Source organism: Leucobacter insecticola (genome assembly GCF_011382965.1).
GTDB lineage: Bacteria > Actinomycetota > Actinomycetes > Actinomycetales > Microbacteriaceae > Leucobacter > Leucobacter insecticola.
In genome coordinates, this window is the sequence record NZ_CP049934.1 from 907389 (window position 1) to 930116 (window position 22728).

Consider the following 22728-nt stretch of genomic DNA (forward strand, 5'->3'; position numbering starts at 1 on the left):
GCGGCGCTGTGCTCAGGATCAGGATCAGGATCAGGTGAGCGTTGCGAGCAGGGATTTCCAGTGCGCGCGCCACTCCTCGATGTTGTCTCCGTCGGGGAGCCCGTCTTGGCTGACCGCGACAATGATCTTGGTACCGGAGTCGTTGGCGTTGTCGCCGGGCTTGACGCTTGCTGCGACCTCCACCCGCCCGGCGCCCTCGATGTCGCGCCGCCAAAACGTGCGCTTCTCGGTGCGGGATCGCCGCGGCTCCCCGGCTGCGTACCCCAGATGCTCGGTGAGGGGATCCGCCGCCGCGGCCCACGCGGTGATGAGCGCGTCGCGGTCCCCGAAGAGCGTGCGGCTCGCGCTCACTCGAAACGAGCCGGTCGACGATTGCCCTGGCACCCGCAACCCGGTGTGCTGCTCGTAGGCGATCGCGATTCCCTGTGCCCACCAATCAGGGTTCTTGACGGTGTCCGGCACGGCGGCACGCGCGATGATGGCGATCTTCGAGTGTGGTAGCTCGCGCGCGCCCTGTGCCTCGAAGATCTCCACCCAATCCGCCCAGCTGCGCCCGGTCGCCCGCTCGATCCCGGGGACCGACTCGGGTCGCGTCTGATTCGCGCTGGGGGTGGTGCTCATTCTCTGCCTCCTGGACTTCTCGACATTCTATCCCTCGGCGGTGTTTGGCAGTGGGCGTGCTTGAATGGTGGCATGAGCGATGTGCACAGCGGCGAGCGCGTGATCCGCGAGTCTCGGCGATACACCGAGACCGAGGGGTCGCAACACCGCCTGGCGCCCTCGGGCGCGGGCGAGTCCCTTGACCTTGAAGCCATTGCTGCTGAGGCAGACGGGTTCGTCGCGGACGATTCGGGTGGGCAGACGCGTGATCCCGAGTCTTTCCGCATCGATCTTGAGCGGATCCGCTTCTCGTCCTATTTCGCCAGGCTTTCCGATGTCACCCAGGTGGTGCCCAGATCCGGCGTCGGCCCGGTGATGCACAACCGGCTCACCCACTCGCTGAAGGTGAGCGCTGTCGCCCGCGTGATCGGGTCTCAGCTTGCGGGGCACGCCAGGCGCCACGCGGAATTTGTGCGGGGTGAGCGCGCCACGGACGATGTGGCGGGAGCGATCGTAACCCGGCTCGGCGGCTGCGACACCATCGTCGTGCAAGCCGCCGCCCACGCGCACGATCTCGGGCATCCGCCCTTCGGTCACCTCGGCGAGCGCGTGCTCGACCGTGTTGCCCGCGAACAGTTGGGGCTCGCCGAGGGGTTCGAGGGAAACGCACAGAGCTTCAGGATCCTGACCCAGCTCGATACGCTCGGGCGCGACTTTCCGGGGCTGAATCTGACCGCTGCCGTGCGGGCAGCGACGCTGAAGTATCCGTGGACGCGGTCGGAGTGGATCGGTGTGAGCCTCAGTGATGTTCCCGTGGCTGAGCGGCCGCGCGGCGTGGGCCACGATGTTGCCGGCGGTGCCGAAAAGTTCTCCACCTATTCGCTTGAGGCTGCGGAGATGGAGGAGGCGCTCGCCGCGTTCCCGCAGATCGCGCGCGGCGCGCAGACGGTGGAGTGCGCGGTGATGGATCTCGCCGACGACATTGCGTACGCGGTGCACGATCTGGATGATTTCACCCGCGCCGGTGTGCTGCAGCAGGCCGCCGTGACGGGCGAGTTGCGGGCGTGGCTGGATCGCGCCGCGGGCTTCGCCGATGCTGAACTGTCGGAGTTGGGAACTCGCTGGCGGGCACCGGGCTGTTCCCTCGAACTGCTCTGGCGTCGCCTGCAACTGAAGGACAGTTGGATCGCTGATCGTGATGCGTTTGCCGCCGCCGTCGAACACGTCAGCCAGGAAATCGCGGAGTCGCTGCTCGCTGTTCCCTACGACGGCGGGATCGAGAGCGAGCGGGCGGTGTCGGGTTTCACTCGCCGCTGGATCGAACACCTGCGCACCTCCATCGTTGTTGAGGAGTATCCGCACGTTCGTAGTGGTCACGTGCGCCTCGACCAGCAGGCCTGGCACGAGGTGATGGTGCTGAAGTTCGTGCACTCGCACTTCGTGCTTGAACGCCCGGAGCTCGCGCTTCCGCAGCGGGGCCACGCGCACATTGTTGAGAGCCTGGTGCTCGGCTTTGACGAGTGGCTGAGTGAACCGCAGGACGCGGTGCGGGCGCCCAGACGCCTCGTCGAGTGGGTGGATGAAGCGACCGAGGCGGCATTCGTGTTGCGGGCGGATCGGCCGGAGCTGGTGAGCGGCGACACGAGTGACACCGGCCTGGTGCGGCAGGGGCGTACCCGCGCGATCCTGGACTACGTCTCGTCCCTCAGTGACCAGCAGGCGATCACCACCTATCGCGCCCTCTGCGGCGAAGCTGGCGATCGCTAACCGCGGGCCCGACTCTTGCCGCAGGATCGTCACAGAACGAAAAATTATTGCAGAAATCGAGGGTGGCCCACAAGCCTCAGATTTCGTGATTCTGAGACTTTGATGACTGTCTAGACTGTTGGCTCGGTGTGGGTATATCTTGTGATTCACATTGAAGCTCGCTCTTCATGGGGAACGCAGATGCAATCCTCGGAGCACTCAGTCAAAGGAGACGGACATGTCGGATCACGAGCAAGTCGGACAGGGCCAGGCATCGGCAGAAATGCGCAGCATTCGCGACTGGGCTGATCTTGGCCAAGAAATGTGGTCGTACCTCACGGGACGTCACGCCATGGTGAATTACTCATTCGACGATATGACCGTCGAGGTGCCGCGAGACATTGGCCCGGACGCGCCGCGTGCGGTCTGGAAGTTCAACGGCACCGTGCGGATCACGACCAGCGATGATCATGCAGAGGGGTGAGTGTTGTGGCTACCACGACCCGATTCGATGTCGATGTCAGCTTCGGGGTAACACTGCCCGGGGCTGACGGCCACCACGAGAAGCACGTGACGGGCACCATTCAGGCCGCCGGATCCGACATCGTCGTAAACTGCGACAGCCCGGAGGCGTTCCTGGAAACCGGTGCCAAGCACCAGACGGCCCTGCGCGCGTTGGCCGAAGTACTGGCCGCTCAGGGCACCACGATTTCCGTTGAGGGCCCCGGCGGAATGGTCGTTCGCATGGGCGATCTGCAGGGTCCCCTGGTGCAGCGTCTGTTGCTGCGAAGCCGTCATATCGAGTTTGGGCCCGGCATCAAACTCACCTCGTTGCTCAGCGCGGGAGGGGCTTCACGGCACGCAGATTCGACGCTCTCGTTGCTCCCTCCCTCAACGCTCAGCCCAATGCTCCCCACCTTCCGGCGGAACATCGTGAGGACGGTCACCACCACCAACTTCGGCTACGGCGCGGGCCACCCCCGGCTCGCGTACGTGCTCGACTCTGAACGGTGGAACGGTTCTGCTCCCCGCATTTTCGATCTCACCAAGAAGGTGACAACGATCGGATCCGCGCAGGAATCGGACCTGGTGCTTCCCGGGGCGAGACTGCTGCACGCTGAGATTCGGCACACGCCCGAGGACGAGTATGTGCTCATCACGCACGGTCCAGCAAGCACGGGCATCGATCCCAAGCACACCACGGCAAAGGGCGCAGAAGGAGGAGTGCTGCTGCGCAGCGGAGCCAGGATTGGGATCGGGGAGTGGCGCTTGGCCTTCTTCCGGGAAGAGTATGCCGATCACGGCCGACCGTTTGGAGGACGAGCCGGCGGGGAATGGGCGCATCAGCGGCCTCAGCCGCCGAGGAAGATCTACCGTGAAGAGGGAGATGAGTAGCGGGAATCGTTCGCGGGGAGGTGCCGCAACTCCTTAGCCGGGCAGGTGAAACTCGCGGGTGACATCCCACTCGGGTGCCCACTCGAGCGCGGTAAACAGGTTCGAGAGCAGGATCCCCGTGAAGCCCCAGACGATACGTCCGCCAAACCGCGGGGCCAGCTGGAAGGCGGGCCCCCGGAAGGTGGTTCTGCCGCGTCTGAGCACCGAGGTGCCGCGGGCCGCCGGATCCAGGAGTTCTGCGACCGGCGTGCGAAACACCTCGACCGACTCGCTCGTATCCGCCGCCACCGGGCTCGGCAGTGACCACCAGCCGAGGACAGGAGTGACGAGATTGTTGCTGACGGGAATATGGACCTCGGGGAGCGCTCCCAGTACCTCCACGCCGCTGGGATCCAGGTCCGTCTCCTCCGCGGCCTCGCGCAGTGCGGTCATGCTGAGATCACGATCCCCGGGCTCCACGCCGCCGCCGGGAAACGCGATTTCGCCGGGGTGGTGACGGAGCGTGTCAGCGCGCCGGATCAGGAGCACGTCAAGCTCCGGCGCGACGGTGATAGCGGCGGAGGGATTGGTGGCGAGGCTGCGATCGAGTGCGCCAAACAGGATCAGCACCGAGGACTGCCGGATGGGCTGCTCGGCGCGGAAGCCCTGGGGCGTGTAGTCCAGCGTCACACCGCGCTGCATGAGCGCACGAAGCTCCTGACGGGCCTGTTCGGCTGAGCGTGACATGCCAGCCAGCCTATCCCTCGCTTCGCCCGCCGTCACGCTCCGCGCTGTCTAGCCGGAGGGTGAGGTCCCAGAAAGCTGGCGAGGTCCCATGAAAACTGCGCGCAAAGATCCTGGGACCTCGCAGTTATTGTGGGACCTCGCCAGCCCGAAGCAGCCCCGTCTTCGTCAGGCGCTGCGGCGCAGGCGGCGGAGCAGGACGCTCCCTCCAGCGGCGAGGAGCAGGATCGCGCCAAGGGTGACGGGCAGCGATGCGCTCGCGCCGGTAACCGCGAGCGCCGGGGCGGCAGCCGCCCCGCCCGAGGTGGTCGCTGCAGAGCTGCCCGCTCCGGTCACGGTCGTGGGTGTTGTGAGATCCTTGTCCTCCTGCGCGTACACCGCCCGCAGAGTGATGTTGCCCATAGATCCCGCCGCCACGATCGTGCTTGGATCATTGATGACCACCTCCGAGCCAGCGACCCCGTCCCTGCTCAGCACCCAGTGCGAGAAATACTCGGAGGAGTTACCCGGCACCGGCTTGCTTGAGAGCCCGAGGGTGTCTTCGATCGTGTAGCTCGTTGGCGCGGTGACACCGCTTGGCCAGTTTCCGCCGTGCAGATCGTAGGTGATTGTGTATTTGATTGGGCGGACGTCTGCGACGAACTGGTAGTTGTGGAAGGTGCCCTTGGTGATGGTGTAGGAGAATACGGGATCGCTCGCGTCATCGATCAGCCAGCCGAAGAACTCGTAGCCGGGTTTCGGATCAACCGTCGGGTTGGCGATCGAATCCTCATCGACGTTCGTGAAATCAGTGAGTGCGGGGCCGGTGAGCGAGGCGTGCGGACCGGGATCAAAAGAGATGACGGATCGTTCGACCGGCATCATCACGCTGCCTGTTTGACCAAACCCTGTGAGGTCGATCGGCGAGGCCTGCGGTGCCGTGACCCACAGGCCGGCGTCGCCTGCGACCGCGTCGCTCCACGTCGCTACTGTGCCCACTGCCGGCGCGGCCGCCGATGAGAAGGCGTCGCCGCCGGCAAATGCGCCGACGAGGTCGCCAGCGAACTGGGGTGACGCACCCGAGGCGCGCACGCGGGTCGGGTGCGCGTAGTCGCTGCCGGTGATGGTGATGCCCTCGATGCGGATGGGGCTGTAGCCGCCACCGATACCGGAGCCGTAGGTGCTTCGGGCGGTAACGTCGCCGCCGCTGATCGTGATGCCGGTGGTGCCGCCCGATCCGCTGCCGCCGCCGATGCCAGCGCCACCCTTTGAGGTGGCGGTGATGGTGCCGCCTTCGATGAAGATGTTGGAACCGTCAGTAAGGCGCTGACCGCCGATGGCCGCCCCGTCGCCCGTCGTGGTTGCGGTGAGAGTGCCCGTGGTGCCGGGCGCATTGGCGATGGTGAGCTTACCGTCGACGTTGCTCTTCTGTAGCGCGGCGCGTGTCGAGGTGACCCCGTTGTCTTGCAGGAGCGTGTTGCTGCCTGAGAGGAGGATCGTCACGTCGGCGCTCGGCTCAGCCACTTCGATGGCGGCATTTGCTGCTCCCGGTGAGGAGATGTTGACACCGTCAAGCGTCAGTTCAACCGTGCCGGTGACCGGGGCCCAGTTGCCTGGCTGGATCACGATCGTTGTCGTTGTGGGTGTCGCTGGATCGGCTTGTGTCACCGTGTGGCTGCCGGTGCCGAGCACGAGAGCCGGAGTTGCGCCGACCGTGCCGCACGTCATGTGGTCGACGCTGTCCGTCGTGACGAGCAGATCCCCGCAGCTGAAGTCGGCAGCGCTTGCGGGTTGGGTTGTGGCCAGAATCGGTGAGAGCACCAAGGCCCCGACCATTGCAACTGCTCCAGTTGTAGAAAAAAAGCGCCCAGTTGGCACACTATCCCCCATTGTTATTGGTACACAGAATCCTTAGTTTATTCCAAACTGAATGATTGTAGCTTGGGGTTCAGATGGTGTCAACGGTCCCGGATCCGGACCCCAGTTCCCCACTCAGGGGTGCCTCTTTTGGGTTGTCGGTTACTCTCCTTTGGCCTCTCCCTACGGCCCGAGCGTCGTCAGCGGCACCACATGCACACCGTCACCTCGTGTGTGCGCAACTCCAATGGGAACGACGACCACGCAGGCGGCAGGCGGACGTTCGAATTTTGCGGTGACCCGAAGGAGGTTGTGCGCCGCCGCGTCAACCGCTGCCTGGCCGAGCTTCACCTCGATGGCGACCCAGTCGCCATCTGTCCCCTCCACAACAATGTCAATCTCATCGCGTCCCTTCGTATCGCGATAGTGAAAGACTCCCCGCGCCCGCGCGGCCTCCGCGTAGACAAAGCAATCGTGCGTTACCTGTGATTCGAAGAGGTGGCCGAGTGTTTCGCGCTCTCGCAGCAACCTCTCGGTGCCGGCGCCCAGAAGTGACGCCGCAAGCGACGGATCTGCCAGATGTCGTTTGGGGTCTGCATCGCGGTGGTCCGAGATCTCAGCTTCGGGGACCACGCCGCCTGATCTTCAAGTACATACATGCGCTGGGCGATATCCACGAGGGTGCGAATGAGCTGGTCTCCGGCGGAAATATGCTCCGTTTCGTTGACGCGCCGCTGCATCGCGGCAAGGCTGGCCGGCTGTGCCACCAGCGCGGCGAGGCCCCGGAGAAGGGCGCGGAACCGGCGCGGGTCCCGCCCCGATCCTGCGAGTGTTGGGAAATCGTGCTCCACGAGATCCGTCACGTAGGCGAGGGCGCGCTGTTGCGCCTCGCCCTCGTCGAGCGTCTGCCAGCCGGGCCAGCCGCCCGTGATGATACGCCGCACCACGCCCTCAAAGTCAACTTCACTCTGCACGGGCGCTATTGTTTCCCCCTGGAGCAGTGCACGCAACGAAACCTGTCCGGTGGAGTGCTCTGTCTCGGTGAAGGTCATGGTTCGCATCCGAACGTGGGCAAACCGCCCGGCCCCCGAATGTCGGAGGGGAGTGAGATCTGGAGCTGCAGATCCGGAGAGAATGAACTGTCCGACGGATCTGCGCGCGTCGACAGCGTGCCGCACCTCATTCCACAATTCCGGCACCATCTGCCACTCGTCGAGGAGCCGGGGAGTGTCCCCGGCGAGAGCCACCGTTGGCTGCTCGCGACTCAGGATCGCGAGAGGGTCACTGCTGTCGAGACGCAGCTCGGATTTCGAGAATCGACGAGCACTCTCCGTCTTGCCGACGGCTCTTGCTCCGTCGATCGCGACCGCACCGGCGAACGTCAGCGATTCGGTGATGAGCTGATCCGTGGTTCGCCGAGTGTAGTCGTCCATGACGTCAATATAGTGCAGAACAACGGATAAATCCACACCTCATCAACGGATTACTCCACTGCTCATCAACGGATTACTCCACTCCTGGCCAAGGGCTACTCCACCTTGCGGTGGGGCACGCCCCTCGCGCGGTGCCTACCCGCCAGGAAGCTCGTCGATGCCCTCGGGCACACGCTGCGACCGCGCCCAGGGTTCGCGATCCCGCCGCGCAACACGCTTCATTCGCTGCGTTTCCTCGGTTCGTACCCGAGTGAGCACCGCGATCACGGCCGCGCGTTCCTCGTCGCTGACCGTGCGAGTGACAAAGTGAATGTCTTCTCCGCGCAGGGTCGTGTCAGCCTCGCCAGCGCCCTCGCGGCGAGCTGCGTCGCGTGCAGAGGCGTCGGGCGGGAGCATCTTCCCGCTCACAGCGGAATGTTTCCGTGCTTCTTTGCCGGCTGCTCGGTGCGTTTACCGCGGAGCCCGCGCAGCGCCTTGATGACGGCCAGTCGGGTACCGGCAGGCTCGAGCACGTTGTCCAGTTCGCCGCGCTCAGCCGCCAGGAACGGAGACGTCACGTCGGCCGTGTACTTCGCGGTCAGTTCCGCGCGCAGCGCCTCAACATCCTCGCCCGCTGCCGCCGCCGCGGCAAGCTCCTTGCGGTACAGAATATTCACGGCGCCCGCGCCACCCATCACCGCGATCTCAGCGGTGGGCCACGCGATGTTGAAGTCGGCGCCCATCTCCTTCGACCCCATCACAATGTAGGCGCCACCGTAGGCCTTGCGCGTGATGATCGTGACGAGCGGCACCGTCGCCTCTGCGTACGCGTAGAGCAGCTTCGCGCCGCGGCGGATCACGCCCTGGAACTCCTGGTCGGTGCCGGGCAGGTAGCCGGGCACATCGACGAGGGTCAGGATCGGGATCGAGAACGCATCGCAGAACCGCACGAAGCGCGCGGCCTTCTCGCTCGCGTCGATGTTGAGAGTGCCGGCCATCTGATTCGGCTGGTTCGCGACGATCCCGACCGTGCGCCCCTCGACCCGGCCGAACCCGATCAGCATGTTCGGGGCGAACAGCGGCTGTACCTCAAGGAAGTCGCCGCCGTCGAGGATCGCCTCAATCACGACCTTCATGTCGTAGGGCTGGTTCGGGCTGTCCGGGATCAGCGTGTTCAGGCGGCGATCCGCTGCCGTGATTTCGAGCGCAGTGTCGCTGTCGTAGACCGGCAGCTCTGACATGTTGTTGTCGGGAAGGAAGCTGATGAGCGAGCGAGCGTAATCCAGCGCGTCGAGTTCGTCGCTCGCGAGATAGTGGGAGACTCCGCTCGTCTTGTTGTGCGTCAGCGCACCGCCGAGCTCCTCGAAGCCGACCTCTTCGCCGGTGACCGTCTTGATCACCTCGGGGCCGGTGACGAACATGTGGCTGGTCTTGTCGACCATGATGACGAAGTCGGTGAGGGCGGGGGAGTACACCGCGCCGCCCGCGGACGGGCCCATGACGAGCGAAATCTGCGGGATCACGCCCGAGCACATCGTGTTCAGGCGGAAGATCTTGGCGTAGTTCGACAGCGCGACGACCCCCTCCTGGATGCGCGCGCCGCCCGAGTCGAGAATGCCGAGGACCGGCGCACCCGTCTTCAGTGCGAACTCCATCGCCTTCACGATCTTCTCGCCGGCAACCTCGCCGAGCGAACCACCGAAGGTGGTGAAATCCTGCGAGTACACGACAACTTGACGGCCGTGGATCGTACCCGCGCCGGTAACGACGGAATCACCGAAGGGGTGGCTGTTCTCCATACCGAAGCCCACGCTGCGGTGCTTCACGTACTTGTCGAACTCGACGAAGGAGCCGGGATCGAGCAGCGCGGTGATCCGTTCGCGGGCGGTCATCTTGCCGCGCGGGTGCTGTTTTGCGGCGGCGGCGGCATCGCGGTCGCCTACGGCTTCTTGGTACTTACGGCGGTGGTCCGCGATCCGGCCGGCGGTGGTAGCGAGGGAATTGTCTGCATTCACGCCTGCCAGCCTAGCGCGGTGACCATTCCCTTCGCCGGAGTTCTCCTCCAATGGATCCTGGGATCCTTGTGCGATTGTCTACAGTTTTGGCCTTACGGCTGGGCTGCGGCCGGGCCGGTAGTCTCGGAGCATGGAATTGACAGGGACCCGCGAACTACTGCCCCGCGTGCTGTGGCGGGAGAGTTCACCCTCAACAAACGCGGAGCTGCGCGAGCTGGTTGCGGCCGAGGGTGCGGAGGTGCCGCACGGCACGCTGCTCGCGACCTCGGAACAGACCGCGGGGCGGGGCCGCCTCGGGCGAGACTGGGTGACGCCTGTGGGGACCGCGGTCGCCGCTTCGATCCTGATCCGTGATTTCGGCGCACGCGCTGCGCTCCCCGCGAGCTGGCTCCCGTTGATTGCGGGATCCGCGGTGACGGGTGCGCTGCAGCCGTTCTTTGCGAGCGGATACCCCGGCGAGGCGCGCCGAGTCGGCGTGAAGTGGCCCAACGATGTGCATGTGCGCAGCGAGGCGGACGCCGAGATCGGGGACCCCGGCAAGAAGCTGTGCGGGATCCTGTGCGAAATGCTGCCGGACGGTGCTGTGGTTGTTGGGATGGGCATCAACTTGCTCGTCCCGGAGTGGGAGTTGCCGACCGACCGCGCGACGTCGCTGCTCGCCGCTGGCGCAGAGCTGGGCGGTGCGGAGAGCCTCACCGACTCTGCAGGTGAGGCGCTGCTCGACCGGGTGCTGCACGACGTGGCTTCCGGGCTGCTGCGGCTCACCGAGCTTGCCGAGAAGGATCCGGCCGCGGTCAGGATTCGCGTGGCGCGTCACTCGCTCACGCTCGGAAGCGAGGTCCGGGTGCATCTGCCGAACGAGCAGCTGGTTGATGGCCGCGCCCGTGAACTTGCCGACGACGGCTCCCTCGTCGTCGACCTGCCGACCGGCGGACAGCTCACCGTGTCCGCCGGTGACGTGCAGCACCTGCGTTAGACGCCGGTGCTGGCGAGCGCGGCTGGTTGCGAGTACGTGACCCAGCCGCCCCCGTCTCAGTGGCGGCTTCCCTCGAGCGGGTAGTCCTCACCGAGCTGGTCGATCTGCTCGGTCGTGGGATCCTGCTCGGAGAAGTCCATCTTCGGCACGGGGCGCCTGAAACCGCCCGTCACCATCGCGATGATACCGACCCCGAGCAGTACCCATATCAGACCCACGATCCAGGTGGTCGGTTGCAGCGAGGTCCACAGCCAGATTGTCAGGGCGAAGCCCACGAGCGGGAAGATCAGGTGCAGCACGATGTGCTTCGCGCGCAGCGGTTCGCGCCGCCCGCCGCGCGGAAAGATGTAGGTTCGGATCACCGAGAGGTTGACCATCGCGAAGGCCGCCAGCGCGCCAAAACTGATCATAAACGCGACGGTATCGAGAGACAGGAACAGCGCCGACAGTGCGAACACCGACACCGTGACGGCGGCCACGATGGGCGTGCCGAAGCGCTGGTGCAGACGAGAGAGGGGCTTCGGGAGCATGCCATCGCGGCCCATCGCGTAGAGGATCCGCGATACCGACACCTGTCCGGTCATACCCGAGCCGAACGCTCCCACAACGTAGACGGCGACAAAGAGCGAGGTCATCCACGGGACGCCGAAGTTATCCATCACCGTGGTGCCAGCCGCATCCACTTCGGCCTGCGAAAGGGTTGCCCAGTCGGGTCGGAAGGCCAGCGATCCGGCCCAGGACACGATGATGAAGAGAAGCCCTCCGACGAGCGTGGAGAGCACAATGGCGCGGGGGATGTCCTTGCGGGGCTGTTTGGCTTCTTCGGACAGGGTTGATACCGCGTCAAATCCGAGGAACGACAGCGCGAGAATGCCCGCGCCGGAAGCGATGGCACCGATGCCACCGGAGCCGAAGGTGAAGGGTTCGATCAGGCTGACGGAGGCGTCGCCGCCAAACGCGGTCTTGAACGAGAGCGCAACAAACACGATGACCAGGATCACCGACAGCCCGATGATCGCCATGTTGAGTTTGCTCACCAGCGTGATCCCGAGAATGTTGAACACGAGCACAAGGAGCAGCGCCGCGAGCGTGAATGCCCAGACCGGGATCGCCGGGAACTGGGTGTTCAGGTAGATCCCGATCAGCATGAAGTTGATCATCGGGATAAACAGGTAGTCGAGCAGCATCACCCATCCGGTGAGGAAGCCGGCGGCGCCACCGAAGGACTGCTGCGTGTAGGTGTAGGCGGATCCCGCCACCGGGTACCGTCGCACCATCGCGCCGTAGCTCGCGGCGGTGAAGAGCATCGCGACGACCGCGACGATGTAGGCGGCGGGGAGGTGTCCGTCGGTGACCTTGTTGACGATGCCGTAGGTCGTGAACACCGTGATCACGGTCATGTAGGTGACGCCGAAGAGCGTGAGGCCGGTAAGGCCCAGGGTGCGCTTGAGCTGGGGGGTGGTGTTACTCACGATTTCTCCTTTGAATGGGGTGTGAGAATGATGGGAGATGTGTCGGAATGCTAGTTGCTTGCTGCGGGATCGAAGGTACGCTCACCCGCGAGCCAGGTGCCGTGCACGGCGAGTTGCGGGATCTCCTCGGGGGCAATGTCGAGGGGGCTCGCTGACAACCACACTGCGTCGGCGACCATGCCGACCGCGAGCGTGCCGCGGTCGGAAACCTGAGCCTGGCGGGCGATCCCGCGCGTGTAAGCGGCGAACGCCGTTTGTGGATCGATCTGCTCCTCGGGCAGCCACGCGTCGCCGTGCGGCTCGCTGCGCCTGGTGATCCCGGTCGCGAGCGCCGGTCGCCAGTCCGGAGTGGTCACCGGCCAGTCGCTGCCGAAGGTCACGGTGGCGCCGCTGCGCTGCACCGAGCCGATGAGGTACTGCCAGCTGTCGCGCGGTGAACCGAGGTGCGGGATCGTGAGGTCGCGCATGACGGCGTCGCACTGCGCCCAGTAGGGTTCGAAGTTCGCGATCACACCGAGATCAGCGAAGCGCTTCACCTCGGCCGGATCGAGCACGGCGACGTGTGCGATGACGTGGTGCCGTTCCCGAGGGGCTGCTGTGCGCTGCGCCGCCTCGACCGCGTTCAACGCCGTGTGGTTCGCGGCGTCGCCGATCGCGTGGAGGTGTAGCTGGAAGCCCGCCTCGTCAAACGCAGTGGCCGCCGCGTTCAGCTCGGCCGCGTCCCAGTTGTGTAGTCCGCGGTCATCGGGGCGATCGGCGTAGGGTTCGGTGAGGGCTGCGGTGTGGCTCTCCACGACGCCGTCCAAGAAGAACTTGATGGTCTCCGCGGTGAGGCGATCGGACCCGAGCGCGCGCACTTCGTCTCTGATCGCGACGAAGGAGGCGAGCTGATCGCGCCACTGCGCGGGATCCGCCCGCAGGGCCAGGTTGATCCGGGTGTGGAGGCGCTGCTGCTGGACCGCGGCGATGTAGGCGGCAACGTCGTCCGCCTCCACCCACGCGTCCTGCACCCAGGTGGTGCCCTGGGCTGCGTACAACCGTGTCGCGCGCTCGAGTGCGTCGAGTCGCTGCTCGAGGGTGAACGCGGGCGCAACGTTCGCCAGGAAGTCGTTTGCGGCCGCCTCCTGCAGCGTGCCGAGAGGGGATCCGTCCGCGCGCCGCACGATGCGGCCGAGGTGCGGATCCGGGGTGTCCGCGGTGATTCCACCGGCGGCCAGTGCTGCGGAGTTGACCCAGGCGGTGTGGTAATCCCAGGATCGCAGAATGGTGGGGGTGTCGCCGGTGACCTCGTCGAGCCACCGCGCGTCGAAGAGTCCCTGCTCGGCAAAGGTGGCGTCGTAACTTCCGCCGACGATCCAGTCGGCGTCGGGGTGGGCCTCGCGCCATTCGGCGACGGCGGAGAGGATCCCGGCGAGATCCTTCGCCTGCCGGATCTGCGGGCCAAACGCCTCAACGCCGCCGAGCATCGGGTGGGCGTGGCCGTCGCCGAGGGCGGGCACGAGAGCCCCGCCTGCGAGATCGATGACGGTGGAGCTTGGTTCGCTGCTGAGCGCCTCGGCTTCGGCATCGAGTGCCACGACCTTGCCGCCGCGAATCGCGAGAGCGCGGCTCACGAGGGGGTGCCGCCGGGTACCGGATCGACCAGGATCGTGCCTCCGGTAAAGACGGTGACAGACATGAGCGCCTCCTTCGTTGTGAGGGTCCGGGTTAAATGAACATAGTTCTTTTTGTGTTCGACTACCGAGGATAGTACGAAACCGCCCCCAATGCGCAACTTCTCCTCACGCTGCCCCTGCCCTGGCCCGCACGAGCGTCCCCCAAACGGACGAGAGTCCCCCTTTCCGGCGCCATGACGCGCACGGGTTTGTGGGACGCTCGCTAGTTTGGGGGACACTCGTCGATTGGCGGTAGTCTCTGAAGCCATGGAAGCACAGCAACCACGTCGCGCGGGCCGACCGCGCACCCCGCTACTCTCGCGGCAGATCATTCTCGAAACCGCGCTGCGCCTCCTTGACGAGCGCGGCGAGTCCGGCGCCGGGATGCGTGAGATCGCGCGCGAGCTCGGCGTGCGACCCTCGGCGCTCTACAACCACGTGGCGGGCAGGGAAGACCTGGTCGGTGGGATCCGCGAGCTCATCAGCGACCGCATCGACGTCGCATGCTTCGATGAGCTTGCCTGGGACGACGCCCTGATCTGCTGGGCCGACTCCTACCGTGCGGCGTTCGCGGCCCACGTCCCCACGGTTGCCTTGCTCGCAACGACCCCCCTGACGCCCGACTCTCGCACGAGTCTGATGTACGACGCGGTTGTGCGGGCGCTCATGCGTGCGGGGTGGCCAGAGCAGCGCGTGCTAACGGTGATTGTTGCGATCGAATCATTCCTGCTCGGCGCCGCCCTCGACGCGGCCGCGGATCCCGCGATGCTCGACCCGGGGTCGCGCCCCGACACCGCAGCTTTCGCGAGCGCCTTCGCATCGCGCAGCGCGGATCTTGCTGCCGCGGGCATCGATCCCGCGACGGCCGCGTATCAGCTTGGAATCCGCGCGCTCGTCGCGGGACTCAGAGCTGAGTTTGTGGCGCTGTACGGCGCGCAGGCCTAGACCGCGGGGTTGCGGTACACGATCTCGCCGTCGACGACGGTGAGCAGCACGGGGAGCTCCAGCAGCTCGTCCACGGGCGTCGTTACCGGATCGCCGCCGAAGACGGTGAGGTCACCGAGGCAGCCGACGGATAGGTGGCCGCGATCCTCGTGCCCCCGCGCGAGCGCCGGCCACAGCGTGTAGGCCAACAGGGCCTCTTCGCCACTCAGCTGCTGCTCTGGCTCGAAAACGGCGGAAGGATCCGCGCCCGGCGTGTGCCTGCCCCGCGCCCAGGCCAGGCCGATCCGCGGATCAAGCTGCGCCACCGGCCAGTCGGAGCCGAGGGTCAGCCGCGCCCCTGTCGCGAGCACGCTGCGCACGCGGTACCCCGTCGATCGGCGCTCGGCGCCCAGGCGCGCGGACCAGTTGTCCGGCTTCCGCCACTGCATATGTAGGGCTGCATGGAGGCGGTAATGCCGGAGTGCCCCAGTTTTTCAACATCGGCATCGCTCATCACCTCGAGGTGCTCGATGGAGTGGGCGGGGAGCTGCGGATCCCGCGGGGGCAGCGCGGCATAGGCGTCGAGCACGTCGTTCACCGCGCGATCGCCCACAGCGTGCGTCGCGATCAGCATGCCCGCCTCGTGGTACCTGCCGATGACCTCTGTGTAGCGATCCCAGTCGGGCCATGCGGCGCGCAGCCCCTCGCCCTGGGCGTCTTCCGCGTGCAAGAGCGCCGTGCCCGTGTCCACCACGCCGTCGGAGAAAAGCTTGATGGCGCCGCCTTCCCACAGCCGCCCGCGCTCATCCTTCTCGCGGATGATCCGATCCTGGTCCTCGTCGGTGAAGTGGACCTTGTGCCACTCGTGCACGACGAGTCGCTGTTGCAGGCGGCCCCTCGATTCGAGTTCGCGAAGAAAATCGCGGGTGCGCGCCGAGCCGTCCATGATCGCGCAGCCGGTGAGGCCGACCTCAGCGAAGCGGTCGAGCACGGCGGCGAGTCGGTCGAGTTCCGCTTCGAGGTCGAGGATCGGGATGGCGTCGGTGATGTAGCTGAGGATCGACATCTCGCTGAGTTCGCCGGTAAACCTTCCGGTCTCGTCGACCACCGTCTCGCTGCCGTCGGGGTAGCGGATGGGTTCGGTGATCCCGGCGGCGCTCAGCGCGGCGAGCGAGGCGAGGCCGGTGTGCGCGTCGTAGAACCGCAAGAGAACGGGCCGATCGCCCGTCACGTCCTCGAAGATGCCGCGGTCGATCCCGCTCTCCTCGAACATCTCATACTCGAGATTCCACCCCTCAAGCCATGCGCCGGGAGCGAGCCTGGCATGCTCTGCCGCGAGACGCCGCCTGAGTTCTTCCGGGGTGTCGACTCCACCGAGATCGATGCCGCGGGTCCACACGGCACCCGAGTCGGGGTGCGCGTGCGAGTCCCACAGGCCGGGGGTGACCGTGGCTCCCTGCGCATCAACGATGGTCGTGCCGTGGGGTGCGGCCGCTTGAATCTCGGCGTCAGAACCGATGGCCTGGATCCTGCCATCCGTGATCAGCAGCGCGGTTGCGGGTGATGCTGTCTCTGCGCCGTTCTCTGGCAGGTTTCGGCGCAACTGCGCGCCGACGATGGCGAGTGATCGTGCTTCGGATCCTGCCGCTTCAGTGATTCGCATTGGTGCTTCTTTCTGCTCGTTCGAGATCTGACCCCAATAGCCTCCGCAACGAACCTATCTGTTTCGATACTGCCGCGTCGATGCGCCGCGGCTATTTCCGATAAATTTATGCGGCTGTTTCCGATAAAGAAGAACGGCTATTTTCGATAAATAACCTCGGCTGGTTCCGATTCTGAGCTATGCTGGGCGATATGAGTGACCTGATAGTGCGGAGTTTGAGCGCGGTTTTGCCTCATCGGGTCGCAGAGACACCTGTGATGCTTTTGGAAGGGCCGCGAAGCGTTGGAAAATCTACGCTGCTCGCGGAGCTCACGCCATCGAGTGGGCATCCAATCTTCGACCTTGATCAGGGGCAGTTCCGGCGACTTGCCGAGCAAAACGAATCCGCGCTCGTCGCCAGCGAATCGCCCGTACTGATTGACGAGTACCAGCGTGTGCCCTCCCTGCTCGACGCCATTAAGGCGCGGCTGAACCAGAGCTCCCGTCCCGGAATGTTTGTGCTCGCCGGATCATCCAGCTATGACTCGCTGCCTCAGGGCACCCAAGCGTTGACCGGTCGAATACAGCGCCTGACAGTGATGCCCTTTACCCAGACAGAGATTGATGGCACCGACAACCGTTTCATCGAGCGCGCATTTGAATCATCCATCACGCACTCTGCGACTCCGGCTCTCACGGAGCGTGCTGAGTATATTGATCGGATTATGCGCGGTGGGATGCCCCTCGCGGTCGCTGCGGGATCAACCGATGCTCGGAGTCGTTGGTTGCAGGGTCATGTGCGGCAGTCGCTGGAGCGGGATGCTGGGGAAATTCGCCGGATCCATCGCAAGGCTGACTTGCGCCATTTCCTCAATAGAATCGCGGGGCAAACGGCGAGCTTGCTGAACGTGAGCAAGCTTGCTCAGGGCTTGGAGTCGTCGCGTGACACTGCGGCCGCCTACCTCGAACTGCTGGAATCGTTGTTTCTGGTGAGCTCGTTGCCTGCATGGGGCACGACGATCTCGTCTCGAAGCGTGGCAGCACCAAAAATACACGTCGTCGATTCGGGCATCGGTGCACATTTGCTTCGGTTGAGCAGTGCCAAGTTGCGTCGGCTTGATCCTTCGGCCATGACCGAGTTCGGCCATCTGCTCGAGTCGTTCGTGGTGCAAGAAGTGATCCGACAAACGACGTGGATGAGTGCGCCCGTCTTTGTGGGGCATTGGCGTACGCGTGACAACGATGAGGTTGACCTGATCCTCGAACGTAGCGATGGCGCGGTGATCGGTATCGAGATAAAGGCAGGTGAGCAGGTGGAGAGCCATCAATTCTCTGGGCTCAGGAAGCTTCGGGACCGCCTCGGGTCTTCATTTGTCGCCGGGATCGCCTTCCACCTTGGCAAGGTCGGTTATCAAGTGGAGGATCGACTCCATTCGCTCCCGGTGGATCGACTGTGGCGGTAGCTGGCGTGCCTAGTGTCCCGTGTCGCAAATTCGCTTCACATATCCCGGCACTCCGGCGGCGCACCGCGTCGTTGTCGTCGCTCGACGATGCAACGGCATCGCCTCACTCCTCCGCCTAGCGTTGCATCCACCGGAGCACCGGGATCTGCAAAGCAACTTGCGACACAGGACACTAGCGGAAAATGATCGTCCGATCGCCGTCTGTGAGGATCCGGTTCTCGGCAAACCAGTTCACCGCGCGGCGCAGCACCCGCGCCTCCTCATCCTGGCCCAGCTGCACGAGCTCGCGCGCGGAATAGGAGTGGTCGACGCGGGTGACGTCCTGCTCGATGATCGGCCCCTCGTCGAGATCAGTCGTGACGAAGTGCGCGGTCGCGCCGATCAGCTTGACGCCGCGCTGGTGCGCCTGCTTGTAGGGGTTCGCGCCCTTGAAACCGGGCAGGAACGAGTGGTGGATGTTGATCGCCTTGCCGGCAAGCGCCGCGCACAGTTCCGGCGACAGGATCTGCATGTAGCGGGCGAGCACCACCAGCTCGATGTTGAGCTCTTCGACCGCCGCAAGCACCCGCGCCTCGAACGCTGCTTTGTCGGCGGGGCTCGAAATCGCGAGGTGCTCAAACGGAACGTCATAAAACTCGGCGATATCGCGCATGGTGGTGTGATTTGAGAGCACCAGCGGCACCTCGATGGGCAGCTGGCCGCCGCGACGACGGTAGAGCAGATCGTTGAGGCAGTGTGTAGCGGTGGAGCCGAGGATCAGGGTGCGCACTGGCCGCCCCACGGTGTCGAGGCGCCATGACATGCCGTAGTGCTCGGTGACGGGGGCGAGCGAAGCTTCGAAGCGCGTCTGGAAGGATTCGGGATCCCGCACCGCCTCGACCTGCAGGCGCATGAAGAAGCGGCCCGTGTCGGCGCTCGCGAACTGCTGGCTCTCGGCGATATTACCGCCCGCTGCGACGACCGCCCCGCTGATCGCGTGAACGATTCCGGGCCCGTCGATGCAGGAAAGGGTAAGGACCCACTGGGTGTCGGCGCTGGCGGGGAGAACTGTGTTCATGGAATACAAGGGTATCGCGTCGGGTTGCATGCAGAGAGTACGCGTATGGCAAAACGTAATACGTTCGCGTAAACTTATGACGTGAGAACCATTATTCATCAGCACGCTTTCGTGCACGGCTTGAATGAAGAACAGATTCATTCTGCATTTGAGACCGGTGCTACAGAAGCGCGAATTCGCTGGCGCGATTCAGAGTCTGACCCGCCTCGGTGGGGAATCATTGGATTTGACAACTCTGCCCGTGCAGTAGAACTGGTTGCAGTCGAGCTCGGAGATGGGGACCTTTTGATCATTCATGCAAACTATTTGACTGCTGGATTTGAAAGAGAAATGAGGGATGCGCGATGAATAAATATGTAGCTGCTGACGGCACTGTTCTCACGGATGAAGTTATTGCGCAGCTTGCAAGAGAAGCCGAACTAGGGTTTCCAAACTCTAAATTGAGCCGTGATGAGGTCGCACCTTGGAAGAGGCGGGAGCCAATGGAAACGCATAGTATCCGTGTGCCGGCTCGACTTTGGGCGCTTCTCGAATTGCGGGCGGCCGAAGAGCAACTGAGCACGAGTGAGTTTGCGCGGCAGGCACTTGCCCAAAGCTTACTGGGAGGGCGAGCTGCATAGTCCGTTTTTCGCTCGCAACTTGCGGCACGGGGCACTAAGATGATGAACGTCGTGACTGGCGTGCAGATGGTTCACCATCGGGAAACGACACTCAAGTTTTAGGCCGCTCGCCTGGGTCGCATATTTCATGGAGGAATTTCTATGTCATCCCAGTCCGCCTTCTTCAACGAGCCGCTCGAGGTTGTCGATCCCGAGATCGCCGCCGTGCTCCGCGACGAGCTGAACCGCCAGCGATCCACCCTCGAGATGATCGCCAGCGAGAACTTCGTGCCTCGCGCCGTACTCGAGTCCCAGGGTTCGGTGCTCACCAACAAGTACGCCGAGGGCTACCCCGGCCGCCGCTACTACGGTGGCTGCGAGTTCGTCGATGTCGCAGAAGATCTCGCTCGGGATCGCGCCAAGAGCCTCTTCGGCGCTCAGTATGCGAACGTGCAGCCCCACTCCGGCGCATCCGCCAACGCGGCGGTGCTCTCGGCAATCGCTGAGCCCGGCGACACGATCCTGGGCCTTGAGCTCTCCCACGGCGGCCACCTGACGCACGGCATGAAGCTCAACTTCTCGGGCAAGCTCTACAACATCGTGGGCTACGGCGTGGATCCCGAGACGTTCCTCATCGATATGGATGTGGTGCGCCAGAAGGCTCTCGAACACAAGCCGAAGGTGATCATTGCCGGTTGGTCGGCCTACCCGCGCACCCTCGACTTCGCGGCGTTCCGTGCGATCGCCGATGAGGTGGGCGCGACGCTCTGGGTGGATATGGCGCACTTCGCGGGCCTCGTGGCCGCAGGCCTCCACCCGAACCCGGTGCCGTACGCGCACGTCACCTCTTCGACCGTGCACAAGACGATCGGTGGCCCACGTTCGGGCTTCATCCTCACCAACGATCTTGAGATGTACAAGAAGATCAACTCAAACGTCTTCCCCGGTCACCAGGGTGGCCCGCTGATGCACGTCATCGCTGCAAAGGCGACCGCGTTCAAGCTCGCCGCGAGCGACGAGTTCAAGGACCGCCAGGTGCGGACCCTCGCGGGCGCGAAGCTGCTGGCGGACGCTCTGACCACCGAGGCTTCGAAGGCTGCAGGGATCGATGTGCTCACCGGCGGCACCGACGTGCACCTTGTGCTCGCGGATCTGCGCAACTCTCCGATCGACGGGCAGCAGGCGGAAGACGCGCTGCACGCGGTCAACATCACCGTCAACCGTAACTCGGTGCCCTTCGATCCGCGCCCGCCGATGGTGACGAGCGGCCTGCGGATCGGCACCCCCGCTCTCGCGACCCGCGGCTTCGGAGACGTCGAGTTTGCCGAGGTTTCGGACATCATTGCGCTGACGCTGCAGCATGCCGCGGGCAAGGGTTCAACGAGCGTTGAGGAGCTGTCGGCGCGCGTGCAGACACTCGCAGACGCGTTCCCGCTCTACCCGGGCCTCGAAGAGTGGTAAGCCAGGTGCCAGATATCGTTTCCGGCACCGCGCAAAAGCTCGACGGCACGCAGGCCGCGGCCACGATCAAGCACGAACTCGCCGAGCGGGTTTCTGCGTTGAAGGCTCGCGGCATCGTTCCCGGGCTTGCGACCGTGCTGGTGGGCGAGGATCCCGGATCCCAGTGGTACGTCGCGGGCAAGCACCGCGACTGCGCTGAGGTCGGCATTGCTTCGATCAAGCGCGAACTCCCCGAGTCGGTGACGCAGGAGGAACTCGAGACGGTTCTCGACGAACTGAACGCGAATCCCGAGTGCACGGGGTACATCGTGCAGTTGCCGCTGCCGAAACACATCGACACCGACCGCATTCTCGAGCGCATGGATCCCGCGAAAGATGCTGACGGGTTGCACCCGACGAATCTGGGTCGCCTCGTGCTCAACGCCACCACCGAGATCACTTCGCCGCTGCCGTGCACGCCGCGTGGAGTGATCGAGCTGGTGGAGCGCAACGGGCTCTCCTGGGCCGGTAAGCACGTTGTGGTGGTCGGCCGCGGCGTGACGGTGGGCCGTCCGATCGGGCCGCTGCTCACACGCCGCGCCGTGAACGCGACTGTCACGCTGACGCACACTGGCACGAAGGATCTGGGCGCCGAGCTGCGCCGGGCCGACGTGATCGTAGCGGCGGCGGGCGTCGAGGGGATCGTGCGCGCGGAGGATGTGAAGCCCGGCGCGATTGTGCTCGACGTGGGGGTGTCGCGGCGCGTTGATCCTGAAACCGGGAAGAGCCGCGTGGTGGGCGACGTGGATCCTGCGGTCGCGTCTGTCGCGGGCTGGATCTCGCCGAATCCCGGCGGGGTCGGCCCGATGACCCGCGCGCTTCTCCTCAAGAACGTCGTCGAGATGGCGGAGCGCGCTTCGGCGTAGTGTGTACCCGCCCCCGCCGGGATCATCTCAGCGGGGGCGGGCATAATGAGTCTCGTGACACTACTGATCTCCGCCGCGCTCGCGACAACCCCCGCTCTGCTCGGGATCGACTGGCTCGATCCCGAAACCCTACTGAAAGCCGGGGTTGGGCGGCGCTGATCCTCGCCTGCGCCTTCGTGTTCCTGGAGACAGGGGTGCTGGTCCTCGCATTTTTGCCTGGCGATTCGCTGCTGTTCACGGTGGGGCTCTTCACCGCGACCGGCATCATCGACGTACCGATCTGGATCACCTGCATCTTGCTGTTTGCGTTTGCGTTTGCGGGGATCAGATGGGCTTCATGATCGGTCGCAAGCTCGGGCCAAAGATCTTCTCGCGGAAGAAGAGCCGCCTGTTCAATCCGGAAAACGTTGAACGCACCCACGCGTTCTTCGAAAAGCACGGCCCGAAGGCGATCATCATCGCGCGCTTCCTGCCCGTGTTTCGGGCGTTTGTGCCGGCCGCAGCCGGCGTCGGCAAGATGAGCTACCGGCACTTTGTGACCTACAACGCGATCGGTGCGCTGCTGTGGGGTGTGGGGGTGACGCTGCTCGGCTTCTTCCTGGGGCAGATCCCGTTTGTGCGGGACTACAGCGAGGTGTTCATTATTGTGCTCGTGTTGATCCCGGGTGTCCCGATCCTGATTGAGCTGTGGCGGGCATTTCGCTCCTGGCGTGCGAAGAGAGTCACCGCGGCTGAGTAGAGCGCACGAGCCACGGCTTCTACGCAATTGCATATTCCCCACTCGTAGATCGACGATTTTTACACTGAGATATGACATTTTTTTACTGAGATGAAGCACGTAATTGGT

Annotated in this window: 23 protein-coding genes and 1 riboswitch; of the genes, 11 read left to right on the forward strand and 12 right to left on the reverse strand. The window is 64.6% G+C overall.

Annotated elements, in window-relative coordinates; all coding sequences use genetic code 11:
- Positions 1–30: 30 nt before the first annotated feature.
- Positions 31–621 carry a hypothetical protein gene (locus tag G7067_RS04240; protein WP_166322243.1) on the reverse strand — a complete coding sequence of 197 codons (591 nt, stop codon included), beginning with the start codon at positions 619–621 and terminating at the stop codon, positions 31–33.
- Positions 622–693: 72 nt separating this feature from the next.
- Here G7067_RS04240 and G7067_RS04245 point away from each other — a divergent pair, with 72 nt between their 5' ends.
- The 3 genes from G7067_RS04245 to G7067_RS14070 all read left to right on the forward strand — a co-directional run bounded on the left by G7067_RS04245 (position 694) and on the right by G7067_RS14070 (position 3741).
- Positions 694–2367: a deoxyguanosinetriphosphate triphosphohydrolase family protein gene (locus G7067_RS04245; protein WP_166322245.1), complete on the forward strand. Its 1674-nt coding sequence runs from the start codon at positions 694–696 to the stop codon at positions 2365–2367.
- Between the two features lie 217 nt (positions 2368–2584).
- Positions 2585–2830 (forward strand): hypothetical protein, encoded by a 246-nt coding sequence (locus G7067_RS04250; protein ID WP_205881199.1) that lies wholly within the window; start codon positions 2585–2587, stop codon positions 2828–2830.
- Positions 2831–2835: 5 nt separating this feature from the next.
- On the forward strand, positions 2836–3741 hold the full coding sequence (locus G7067_RS14070) for an FHA domain-containing protein (protein ID WP_244301244.1): 906 nt from the start codon (positions 2836–2838) through the stop codon (positions 3739–3741).
- Between the two features lie 33 nt (positions 3742–3774).
- Here the strand turns inward: G7067_RS14070 and G7067_RS04260 are convergent, their stop codons facing one another.
- The 6 genes from G7067_RS04260 to G7067_RS04280 form a co-directional block, all read right to left on the reverse strand.
- The gene (locus tag G7067_RS04260) at positions 3775–4467 is read right to left on the reverse strand and encodes an NUDIX hydrolase (protein ID WP_166322247.1); all 693 of its coding nucleotides are present in this window, start codon (positions 4465–4467) and stop codon (positions 3775–3777) included.
- 165 nt (positions 4468–4632) lie between these two features.
- Positions 4633–6279 carry an InlB B-repeat-containing protein gene (locus G7067_RS04265; protein ID WP_166322249.1) on the reverse strand — a complete coding sequence of 549 codons (1647 nt, stop codon included), beginning with the start codon at positions 6277–6279 and terminating at the stop codon, positions 4633–4635.
- Positions 6280–6483: 204 nt separating this feature from the next.
- A complete protein-coding gene (locus G7067_RS15155) occupies positions 6484–6879 on the reverse strand; it encodes a DUF4143 domain-containing protein (protein WP_425280704.1) in 396 nt (131 codons plus the stop codon).
- Positions 6780–7733: an ATP-binding protein gene (locus tag G7067_RS04270; RefSeq protein ID WP_205881200.1), complete on the reverse strand. Its 954-nt coding sequence runs from the start codon at positions 7731–7733 to the stop codon at positions 6780–6782. Before G7067_RS04270 ends, G7067_RS15155 begins: the two co-directional genes overlap by 100 nt.
- A gap of 135 nt (positions 7734–7868) precedes the next feature.
- The gene (locus G7067_RS04275) at positions 7869–8141 is read right to left on the reverse strand and encodes a hypothetical protein (RefSeq protein ID WP_166322251.1); all 273 of its coding nucleotides are present in this window, start codon (positions 8139–8141) and stop codon (positions 7869–7871) included.
- Positions 8138–9727 (reverse strand): acyl-CoA carboxylase subunit beta, encoded by a 1590-nt coding sequence (locus G7067_RS04280; RefSeq protein WP_205881201.1) that lies wholly within the window; start codon positions 9725–9727, stop codon positions 8138–8140. The genes G7067_RS04275 and G7067_RS04280 overlap by 4 nt, the downstream gene beginning before the upstream one ends.
- A gap of 130 nt (positions 9728–9857) precedes the next feature.
- Between G7067_RS04280 and G7067_RS04285 the strand changes: the two genes are divergently transcribed.
- Positions 9858–10703 (forward strand): biotin--[acetyl-CoA-carboxylase] ligase, encoded by an 846-nt coding sequence (locus G7067_RS04285; RefSeq protein ID WP_166322253.1) that lies wholly within the window; start codon positions 9858–9860, stop codon positions 10701–10703.
- 56 nt (positions 10704–10759) lie between these two features.
- Here the strand turns inward: G7067_RS04285 and G7067_RS04290 are convergent, their stop codons facing one another.
- The gene (locus G7067_RS04290) at positions 10760–12178 is read right to left on the reverse strand and encodes an APC family permease (RefSeq protein WP_166325767.1); all 1419 of its coding nucleotides are present in this window, start codon (positions 12176–12178) and stop codon (positions 10760–10762) included.
- A 47-nt stretch (positions 12179–12225) separates the two neighbouring features.
- The gene (locus G7067_RS04295; RefSeq protein WP_244301245.1) at positions 12226–13788 is read right to left on the reverse strand and encodes an amidohydrolase; all 1563 of its coding nucleotides are present in this window, start codon (positions 13786–13788) and stop codon (positions 12226–12228) included.
- A 288-nt stretch (positions 13789–14076) separates the two neighbouring features.
- On the opposite strand from G7067_RS04295, the gene G7067_RS04300 reads away from it, so the two are divergent.
- Positions 14077–14775 carry a TetR/AcrR family transcriptional regulator gene (locus G7067_RS04300; RefSeq protein ID WP_244301246.1) on the forward strand — a complete coding sequence of 233 codons (699 nt, stop codon included), beginning with the start codon at positions 14077–14079 and terminating at the stop codon, positions 14773–14775.
- On the opposite strand, the gene G7067_RS14650 is transcribed toward G7067_RS04300, so the two are convergent.
- Together G7067_RS14650 and G7067_RS04305 are read right to left on the reverse strand one after the other, a co-directional pair.
- Positions 14772–15125: an amidohydrolase family protein gene (locus tag G7067_RS14650; RefSeq protein ID WP_280115759.1), complete on the reverse strand. Its 354-nt coding sequence runs from the start codon at positions 15123–15125 to the stop codon at positions 14772–14774. The genes G7067_RS04300 and G7067_RS14650 overlap by 4 nt on opposite strands.
- Positions 15101–16417 carry an amidohydrolase gene (locus G7067_RS04305; protein WP_280115760.1) on the reverse strand — a complete coding sequence of 439 codons (1317 nt, stop codon included), beginning with the start codon at positions 16415–16417 and terminating at the stop codon, positions 15101–15103. Before G7067_RS04305 ends, G7067_RS14650 begins: the two co-directional genes overlap by 25 nt.
- 191 nt (positions 16418–16608) lie before the next feature.
- On the opposite strand from G7067_RS04305, the gene G7067_RS04310 reads away from it, so the two are divergent.
- Entirely contained in the window at positions 16609–17859 is a 1251-nt protein-coding gene (locus G7067_RS04310; protein WP_166322257.1) for an ATP-binding protein, read from the forward strand.
- A gap of 172 nt (positions 17860–18031) precedes the next feature.
- Here G7067_RS04310 and purU read toward each other — a convergent pair whose 3' ends face one another.
- A complete protein-coding gene (purU, locus tag G7067_RS04315) occupies positions 18032–18916 on the reverse strand; it encodes a formyltetrahydrofolate deformylase (protein ID WP_166322259.1) in 885 nt (294 codons plus the stop codon).
- Positions 18917–18997: 81 nt separating this feature from the next.
- On the opposite strand from purU, the gene G7067_RS04320 reads away from it, so the two are divergent.
- The 5 genes from G7067_RS04320 (at position 18998) to G7067_RS14080 (ending at position 22620) form a co-directional block, all read left to right on the forward strand.
- Positions 18998–19264: a hypothetical protein gene (locus G7067_RS04320; RefSeq protein WP_205881202.1), complete on the forward strand. Its 267-nt coding sequence runs from the start codon at positions 18998–19000 to the stop codon at positions 19262–19264.
- Between the two features lie 313 nt (positions 19265–19577).
- Positions 19578–19660: riboswitch (ZMP/ZTP riboswitch) on the forward strand.
- A gap of 17 nt (positions 19661–19677) precedes the next feature.
- A complete protein-coding gene (gene glyA / locus G7067_RS04330) occupies positions 19678–20976 on the forward strand; it encodes a serine hydroxymethyltransferase (RefSeq protein WP_166322263.1) in 1299 nt (432 codons plus the stop codon).
- Positions 20977–20981: 5 nt separating this feature from the next.
- Complete coding sequence (locus tag G7067_RS04335) at positions 20982–21881, forward strand: bifunctional methylenetetrahydrofolate dehydrogenase/methenyltetrahydrofolate cyclohydrolase (protein ID WP_244301247.1); 900 nt, start codon at positions 20982–20984, stop codon at positions 21879–21881.
- Positions 21882–22057: 176 nt separating this feature from the next.
- Positions 22058–22222, forward strand: a complete 165-nt coding sequence (locus G7067_RS14075) for an SNARE-associated domain-containing protein (protein WP_244301248.1) — start codon at positions 22058–22060, stop codon at positions 22220–22222.
- The gene (locus G7067_RS14080) at positions 22219–22620 is read left to right on the forward strand and encodes a DedA family protein (protein WP_244301249.1); all 402 of its coding nucleotides are present in this window, start codon (positions 22219–22221) and stop codon (positions 22618–22620) included. The genes G7067_RS14075 and G7067_RS14080 overlap by 4 nt, the downstream gene beginning before the upstream one ends.
- Positions 22621–22728 lie beyond the last annotated feature (108 nt).

Coding starts and splice junctions, on each gene's coding strand:
- G7067_RS14080 (WP_244301249.1), top strand. CDS start 22,219: ATGATCGGTCGCAAGCTCGGGCCAAAGATCTTCTCGCGGAAGAAGAGC.
- G7067_RS04265 (WP_166322249.1), bottom strand. CDS start 6,279: ATGGTCGGGGCCTTGGTGCTCTCACCGATTCTGGCCACAACCCAACCC.
- G7067_RS04260 (WP_166322247.1), bottom strand. CDS start 4,467: ATGTCACGCTCAGCCGAACAGGCCCGTCAGGAGCTTCGTGCGCTCATG.
- G7067_RS04245 (WP_166322245.1), top strand. CDS start 694: ATGAGCGATGTGCACAGCGGCGAGCGCGTGATCCGCGAGTCTCGGCGA.
- glyA (WP_166322263.1), top strand. CDS start 19,678: ATGTCATCCCAGTCCGCCTTCTTCAACGAGCCGCTCGAGGTTGTCGAT.
- G7067_RS04240 (WP_166322243.1), bottom strand. CDS start 621: ATGAGCACCACCCCCAGCGCGAATCAGACGCGACCCGAGTCGGTCCCC.
- G7067_RS04310 (WP_166322257.1), top strand. CDS start 16,609: ATGAGTGACCTGATAGTGCGGAGTTTGAGCGCGGTTTTGCCTCATCGG.
- G7067_RS04270 (WP_205881200.1), bottom strand. CDS start 7,733: ATGGACGACTACACTCGGCGAACCACGGATCAGCTCATCACCGAATCG.
- G7067_RS04250 (WP_205881199.1), top strand. CDS start 2,585: ATGTCGGATCACGAGCAAGTCGGACAGGGCCAGGCATCGGCAGAAATG.
- G7067_RS04305 (WP_280115760.1), bottom strand. CDS start 16,417: ATGCGAATCACTGAAGCGGCAGGATCCGAAGCACGATCACTCGCCATC.
- G7067_RS04285 (WP_166322253.1), top strand. CDS start 9,858: ATGGAATTGACAGGGACCCGCGAACTACTGCCCCGCGTGCTGTGGCGG.
- purU (WP_166322259.1), bottom strand. CDS start 18,916: ATGAACACAGTTCTCCCCGCCAGCGCCGACACCCAGTGGGTCCTTACC.